The 7,067-nt window shown below is 59.6% G+C and carries 7 protein-coding genes and 1 riboswitch; of the genes, 2 read left to right on the forward strand and 5 right to left on the reverse strand.

Annotated elements, in window-relative coordinates; translation table 11 throughout:
* Nucleotides 1-40: 40 nt before the first annotated feature.
* The gene (locus tag NZ705_03175) at nt 41-460 is read left to right on the forward strand and encodes a hypothetical protein (protein MCS7291962.1); all 420 of its coding nucleotides are present in this window, start codon (nt 41-43) and stop codon (nt 458-460) included.
* A gap of 3 nt (nt 461-463) precedes the next feature.
* On the opposite strand, the gene NZ705_03180 is transcribed toward NZ705_03175, so the two are convergent.
* From NZ705_03180 to rlmN, 5 genes are all read right to left on the reverse strand, one after another.
* Nucleotides 464-1,684, reverse strand: a complete 1,221-nt coding sequence (locus NZ705_03180) for an MFS transporter (protein MCS7291963.1) — start codon at nt 1,682-1,684, stop codon at nt 464-466.
* A complete protein-coding gene (gene recO, locus NZ705_03185; protein MCS7291964.1) occupies nt 1,681-2,448 on the reverse strand; it encodes a DNA repair protein RecO in 768 nt (255 codons plus the stop codon). The genes NZ705_03180 and recO overlap by 4 nt, the downstream gene beginning before the upstream one ends.
* A 1-nt stretch (nt 2,449) precedes the next feature.
* Nucleotides 2,450-4,360: an Rne/Rng family ribonuclease gene (locus NZ705_03190; GenBank protein MCS7291965.1), complete on the reverse strand. Its 1,911-nt coding sequence runs from the start codon at nt 4,358-4,360 to the stop codon at nt 2,450-2,452.
* Between the two features lie 222 nt (nt 4,361-4,582).
* Nucleotides 4,583-5,062 (reverse strand): DUF427 domain-containing protein, encoded by a 480-nt coding sequence (locus NZ705_03195; protein MCS7291966.1) that lies wholly within the window; start codon nt 5,060-5,062, stop codon nt 4,583-4,585.
* Nucleotides 5,059-6,072: a 23S rRNA (adenine(2503)-C(2))-methyltransferase RlmN gene (rlmN, locus tag NZ705_03200; GenBank protein MCS7291967.1), complete on the reverse strand. Its 1,014-nt coding sequence runs from the start codon at nt 6,070-6,072 to the stop codon at nt 5,059-5,061. Before rlmN ends, NZ705_03195 begins: the two co-directional genes overlap by 4 nt.
* 339 nt (nt 6,073-6,411) lie before the next feature.
* Nucleotides 6,412-6,560: riboswitch (cobalamin riboswitch) on the forward strand.
* Nucleotides 6,561-6,737: 177 nt separating this feature from the next.
* Here rlmN and NZ705_03205 point away from each other — a divergent pair.
* On the forward strand, nt 6,738-7,067 hold a 330-nt coding region (locus NZ705_03205), incomplete at its 3' end, for a DUF1636 domain-containing protein (GenBank protein MCS7291968.1).

The following is a 7,067-nucleotide window of genomic DNA, read 5'->3' on the forward strand; positions in this document are numbered from 1 at the left end:
TGTTCTATAGTGAACAAGAAGGCTGTGAGGCGGTCTACCGATGGGGCGCACGGCGATAGGGACATTTTTGCTGGTGGCTGGAGTTGGCTCTGTGGTTCTTGCCCAGAGCCATGTCCATACGGAATCGCTACTGAAAAACTTGCCCCGCCCGCGGGGGAGTACGGCTGTGAGTATCACTTTGGCCCCAAACGCCGTTGGTCAAAAGGCGTTGCAATACCAGGTCCAGATGGCGCCCGAGCCGGCGTTGCAATTTTTCCGGCAGGTTTTGACCCAGCAGGGATATGTGGAACGACCAGCAAATACCATCAGTGGCGTGTGGGGATTTAGCCTGGTGTTTGACCCACCAGCGACGGTGAACCTGAAGCCCAGGGTTCCTGGCAAAACGGTGGTGCTGGTCTGTCAAGGAACCGTGACGGCACCTCAGACGTTGACTATCAGCGCGCGATTTGAGGAAATCTGACGGCTACCAGCTCACCACCAGGAACATGACACCCGCCAGGCCGAGAAAGACGGTCGGCAACCCCACGGAGGTTGCCAGCACGCCCGTGACCGCTAGGGGCAGGCTCAGGGCAATGTTGACAGCATTGTTTTGGAGACCAAACACTTTGCCCCGCATCGCCTCCGGCGTCTCCGTTTGCAGGAGCGTCTGCAGGGGAATGGTCGCAAGGGCTGCTCCGAACCCTAGCAGTCCATGCCAGAGAAAGGCGCCCACCAAGCTATGGGTAGTCAACGCCAGCCCTATAAAAGCGCCGCCCATGACCAGGCTGCCTCCGCCAGGCCACTGTCCCAGCCCAGGCCAGAGATGCAGCATTAGCGCCCCTAAAGCGACCCCCACCCCCGCCGCCGCCAACAAAAACCCGAACTGGGAAGGCCGCAGGAGCTGTTCCGCCAGTTGAATGGTCAAAACCGCCAGCGCCGCAAACACGCTATACAGCACCACCAACCGGGCTACCGCTTTGCCCAGCAGCGGTCTGGCCTGCAACATTGCCCAGCCCTCCCGCAAATCCTGCCAGACCTGCGCGAAGGTGTGGGTGACGGTCAGGACGCGCTCCGGCGCCCGCAGTCCTACCAACAACAGCGCGGCGCTCCAGTAGGCCCCCGCCACCAGCAACTCTGGCCCCTGGGGCAACCAGTGGGAAGCCCAGCGTAACAACGGGTCACCCAGGGCAAAGCCGACGACTAACGACCCCATCATCGTGGTGGTGTAGAGAGAATTGGCCGACAGCAGCTGCTCCTTGGGCACCAGCAGGGGGATGGCCGCCTGCTCCGCCGGGGCGAAAAACTGGGTAAGCGTGGATACGGCAAACGTCACCGCCAGCAAAAACAACCAGGTACGCCAGGGCGACCAGCCCAATCCCAGCACCGGCACCAGCAGCAATACCAACGCCCCCCGCAGCCCATTCGTCCACAGCAGCACCTGTTGCTTGCGCCAGCGGTCCACCAACACGCCCGCCACCGAGCCGAAGAGCACTGCCGGAATTGTGAAAGCCACCATAATGCCGCTCACCCAGGGCGTGATCTGGGCCTGGTCGCCCAACTGCTGATCCAGCAGCGTCGTCATTAGCACTAGGTACACCTTGTCCCCGACCTGGGAAAAGACCTGGGCCAGCCACAGGAGCAGAAAATTCCCACTGCGCCACAAACTCGACCCCGCAGGACCAGGTTGGGAGGGGAGCGCGTTCATGAACCAGTCGCAGAGACGAGCGTAATCGTACTATACAGCAGGGAAGCCGACCGGATGGGCCGCTCCAGATGGTATTCCGCGTAGGGACGCAACAGGGCTTCCAAGCTCCGCCAAGGCGCAGGAGTCGGCAGGGGTGCGTCTGGAGCATCAGCCAACGCCTGCAGCGCCTCGACCTGCGCCGGCGATAGGATACGACAGGGAGGCACGTCTGGCGGCAAGGGCAACCGTACCAGGCCCCCCAACGGAATACTAAAGCCCACCCGTTGACCTGGCTCCACCGGACGTCCCGTCAGGCAACACAAGCGCACCTGGGGTTGCCAACCCGCGATGGTCAACAACCGCCACAGGCCGCGCACTAGCATTTCCCAGGGATGCTCCGGCGGCACGTGAGCGACCTCCGCTAGCAGGGCGCTAAACGTCTGGTATAGGTCCCCTTGCGCCGCATTCGCCAGCGCTTGCCCCAGCACCAGTTCCGTCAAATACTGGGCCACCACCCAACGGGTGTAGTCCTGGGCCAGGTGCTGATGGGTTTGTACCAGGGTCGCCTGGGTAATCCGGTCCAGGGAACGCCCCACGCGCAACTCCAACCGATTCACCGTCAACAGGCCGGTCAACCCCGCCAGGGGCGACGAGAGTTTGCGGGCGCCTGGGGCGACCACCCGTTGCAAGCCGCGCTCAGGACTCAGGATGGTCAACAGCCGGTCCGCTTCCCCAAGGCTCTGGCACTGCAGGTTGATCGCTGTGACCTGGTAGGTGCGCCCCATGTTACTCGCTAGCCGTCGGGCTTTCCGCCAGCGTCAGGGTCGTTGAACGCCGCCGCCGCCGCCGCGTATCCGTGACTGGAGGTGTTTCCGGCGTTGCCGTTTCGGTAGCGACAGCCGATGTCGCAGGCGCGGGAGTAGGTTCAGGCGGCGGTGTTTCCGTTTCGCTAACCGCCGGTTCCGAGGGCGCTTCCGCCTTCATAGCCGCCACCTCCTCGGGCAATCGCACTTCCACCACCACGTCCTGGAGATGGGTCTGGCCGGTCAGCACCAACGGCGACACCCCCATTTCGGCATAAACCGTCTGTTCCTCCGGCGTCATTCCCACCGTCACCACCTGGGTCGCCGGAGGCGTTGGTTTCGGAGGTCGCCGGCGCAGGTGCTGCTCCCGCGTGCCATTGCTGGTAGTGGTTGGAGGCGTCGGGTTAGGTGTGGCAAACGGCGGGGGTTCCGGCTCCGTCACCCGAGGAGCAGGTTTTTCATAGCGGCGATGGCGACGCCGGTTGTTGCTACTGCTGGGGCGCTCGCTGCTCCCTAGGGGTACGACGGGATAAAGCGGCGTGGTATAGCCCAGCTCGGGATTGGGACTCGGAGCAAACCCCAGCTCCTCCACGCTCTCGGGTCGCTCGCTGGTAACCGCCGGGCGGGGAATGCTGGGCGTGATTGTCTCTGCCGTCGTTTGACCTGGTAGCCGCACTAGGTGCCCCAACCCGTTGCAGTGGGGACAGGGTTGCCCAAACAACTCGTAGATACTTTGTCCCTGGCGCTTGCGAGTTAATTCCACCAGTCCCAAATCGGACAGGTGAACAATCTGGGGCCGCGCCTTATCGTTCTTCAGGACCTTGCTGAAGTGCTCCAGCAGTTGCAGTTGGTCGCGCCGGTCCTCCATGTCAATAAAGTCCACGATGATGACGCCGCCGATGTTGCGCAACCGGAGCTGTCGGGCAATTTCCGTCGCCGCCTCGTAGTTTGTCCACAACACCGTCTCCCGCGACGTGGCTGAACGGGTAAACGACCCCGAGTTCACGTCAATCACCGTCAGGGCTTCGGTTGGTTCAATGACGATATAGCCGCCCTTGGGCAAGTCCACGCGGGGTTTGAGGGCTTCCCGGATCGCCGCATTCACCCGGAAATACTCCAGGATAGGGATGGGTTCGCGGTGGTGGTCCACTAGCAGGCCCGGTGGCAGTTTTCCCCCACACCAAGCACTCAACTGCTGCTTGACCCGCTTGACCCCCTCAGCGGTATCCGTGACGATGCGGTTAACCTGGGCGCTGTAGAAATCCCGCAACACCCGCTGGATAAAGTCGTCATCCCGGCTGAGCAGGCCCGGTCCCCGCGCGTTTGCGGCGTCCCGCTGGATTTTTTCCCACTGGCGCTTGAGGCTTTCTAGGTCCTCCATGATGGCCTCTTCGTTGACCCCTTCCGCCTCCGTGCGCACTAGCAGGCCCATCTGCGGCGGTTTAATCAACACCGCCAAGGCCCGCAGCCGGTGACGTTCGTTTTCGTTTTGGATGCGTTGGGACAGAAACACGCCCCGGCCATAGGGCATCAGCACCAGGTAGCGGCCCGGCAGCGTGATATTTCCCGTCAGGCGTGGCCCTTTGTTGCCGGTGGGTTCCTTCATCACCTGCACCAGCACCTTCTGTTGAGGCATCAACAGCTCGGTGATGGCGCCTGCCGTCTTTTTCAAGCGCAAGGGACCCAAGTCCGACACGTGGATAAACCCGTTGCGTTCCGGGTCGCCGATATTGACAAACGCGGCATCAATCCCCGGCAACACATTTTCCACCACGCCCAAAAAGATGTCCCCCACTTGCAAATGGCCGGTTGCCACCACCAACTCTTGAATTTGGTCATCGGCAAATACGGCAGCAATCCGATGTTGTTCGGCCAGAATAATCTGTTTAGACATCCATACTCCTTACATGAAAACCATCTCCCGGCATCCCCTGGTACGCCCCGGTTCAACCTCTGTCCTCAAGCTGCCCACCTGTGCTGGTGAGCCTTGAATGATGATTGAAACCGTCAAAACCTCGATACCCTGAAAACGGTCTGTCACCGACCCATCCGCACCAGGGATGCTTCCAGGATTACGAGTTATTATAGCGCCTGTTGTTACGTATCGTTACGCGGGCTACCAATTCTCAGTGCCAGGTTCTCCCTTGAATGGCCCCACCAGATTGCTGGTGATCCATCCCCCGTAAAACCCACCCGGTTGCGGTTGGACCACCTCCCCATTCATCACACAGCGGTCCAGCTTCTGGGCATAAAACGCGAGATAGTTACGAATCACCCGGTAACCTGGCGTCGGTTCGGGGTAGGTCCAGGCCACGTCAGGCACCAGTTGTTTTCCTAGGTGCAGGTCGTAGTAATGCGCCCAGCCCTTCCACTCACAGAACGTCCGGCGGCGGTTCGGACGGAGATATTGCATTTGAATATCGTCGGGCGGCAGGTAGTAAACGGGGGGATGGCTAGTTTCCAGCACCCGGTAAGCCCGGTTGGTTGCCGCCAAGCAAATCCCCTGGGTGTAAATTTCAATCCGGTAGGGCACCGGTTCCACGCGTGGCGGGCGGGGATAATCCCACACGGATTCCCGGGGCAGCGGGGCGTTCATCGGCGCACTCGCAACTGGCCGCAGGCGGCTTGGGCGTCCAACCCCCGCGTCTGTCGCACCGTCACCGCAATCCCTTGGGCCGCCAGCACTGCCTGGAAGGCTTTGACACGCTCGGCATCCGGCCGCTGGTAAGGGGCATCGGCAATGGGATTGTAGGGGATCAGGTTCACGTGGGTTTGCCAGCCGCGCAACAATTTCGCCAGGGCTTTCGCTAGTTCCGGCGTATCATTGACCCCCGCCAGCAAGGTGTACTCGAAACTAACCCGGCGTTTGGTGCGTTCCACGTAGCGGCGGCAGTCCTGCAACAGTTGTTCTAGGGGGTAATGACGGGCGCTGGGGATAAGTCGCTGGCGTAAATCCTGGGTGGGCGCGTGCAAACTCACCGCCAAGGTCACTTGCAGTTGCGCTTGCGCCAGCCGGAGAATCTGCTGAGGCACCCCCACCGTCGAAATCGTCATCGCCCGTTGGGAAATCCCGCAGTCCTCATTCAGCCGTCGCACCGCCTGCACCACCGCTTCCACATTCAGCAACGGTTCACCCATGCCCATAAACACCACATGGGAGACGCGCCGCCCCATTTCTGTCTGGACAGTCAACACCTGGTCCAGGATTTCGTGAACCGCCAGGTTGCGGGTGAATCCCTGCTTGCCGGTAGCGCAGAAATCGCAAGCCATGGGGCAGCCCACCTGAGTCGAAACGCACACTGTCAAACGGTCCTCGCTGGGGATCCCCACCGTTTCAATCAGCGCTCCATCCGGCAATCGCAACAGATATTTCACCGTCCCGTCCTGGGCGACCACCCGCCGGTCGATCACCGAACGACCAATTGCCACTCGGACCTGCTCCCGCCAGGACTTGGGAAACACCGTGATGTCCCGAAAATCCCGAACCCCTTGCCGGTAGAGCCACTGGTGCAACTGTCGAGCGCGATAAGCCGGTTGTCCCTGCGCCGTGACCCAGGCAGTGAGTTCCGGTAGCGTTTGCCCCAGCAGTGGTCGGGTTGTCATCATCCCATCATTCTATTCCTAACTTGATTCTAGCCAACATTTTATCGTCTGCAATTTTTGCCCAATTTTGCCTTCTGGTAATACAAAAGAAGTAATTCTTGGCACCAAGTATCAGTTGGTTGTAAAGCTCGCAAATTTAAATTGGCAAAAACCTGCGCGTATAGCTTGTATGTCTTGATTTGGCGCAGAAGTAATATGAATCAATAGACGTGCCCTTGAGATGTTAGATGATCCTATCCGCTGACCGATTTGTCACTTTAGATTCTGGTCTATCCCGTCCCTGTCCTCAGCCTATGCTTGTGATTCACACTTGATAACCATCGCATCAGGCCACCAAACATGCTATAACGGACAACAGCCGGTTGGTTGGGGGGCCAGCCCAGCCAGGTAACGGGGAAAGTGTGGTGCAAATCCACCGCTGTCCCGCAACTGTGATGCCAACCTTAAAGGGTTGCTCAGTCAGGATGCCCGCCGGTGTTGTCCAAGTCTCTGCGAGGTACAGAGCCTATGCGTAAGTATTCTGCCCTGCCGCCGCCATTGCCCTGAATTCCCAGCAATTGGGGAAGCAGAATTACTTGGGTCCCTTACTGAATTGTTCTTTCGAGGTAAGGACAGTCTTTTTTGTTGAATCCGTGGAAAGGCAATGGACGAGGAGCAAATCAATGACGATGCACTCTACTTTGTTTGTCTGCACGACCTGTGGTAGCACTTGGCAAGACGGCAAACGCATTGGCACTAGCGCCGGTGAGTTTTTGCTGCAAGACTTACAAACAGCTTTGGCCGATTCCGGTGTGCAACTCGAAGCAGTCAAATGCCTGAGTGCTTGTCTCAATCCCTGTGCGGTGGCGATTACAGCGCCGGGAAAATTTTCCTATATCCTGGGGCAATTACCGGCCAAAGACCAGCGCCCGGAAACCGTTCAAGCTCTGGTGGAATTTGTGCAACTACACCAGCAGAAAGAAGATGGCTTTATCCCCTACGCCGAACGGCCAGAGCTA

Origin of the sequence: Gloeomargarita sp. SKYB120 (genome assembly GCA_025062155.1) — a bacterium.
Taxonomy (GTDB): domain Bacteria; phylum Cyanobacteriota; class Cyanobacteriia; order Gloeomargaritales; family Gloeomargaritaceae; genus Gloeomargarita.

What these genes read in the sequence shown, in the direction of transcription:
- NZ705_03175 (MCS7291962.1), top strand. Translation starts at nt 41, where the DNA reads ATGGGGCGCACGGCGATAGGGACATTTTTGCTGGTGGCTGGAGTTGGC.
- NZ705_03180 (MCS7291963.1), bottom strand. Translation starts at nt 1,684, where the DNA reads ATGAACGCGCTCCCCTCCCAACCTGGTCCTGCGGGGTCGAGTTTGTGG.
- recO (MCS7291964.1), bottom strand. Translation starts at nt 2,448, where the DNA reads ATGGGGCGCACCTACCAGGTCACAGCGATCAACCTGCAGTGCCAGAGC.
- NZ705_03190 (MCS7291965.1), bottom strand. Translation starts at nt 4,360, where the DNA reads ATGTCTAAACAGATTATTCTGGCCGAACAACATCGGATTGCTGCCGTA.
- NZ705_03195 (MCS7291966.1), bottom strand. Translation starts at nt 5,062, where the DNA reads ATGAACGCCCCGCTGCCCCGGGAATCCGTGTGGGATTATCCCCGCCCG.
- rlmN (MCS7291967.1), bottom strand. Translation starts at nt 6,072, where the DNA reads ATGATGACAACCCGACCACTGCTGGGGCAAACGCTACCGGAACTCACT.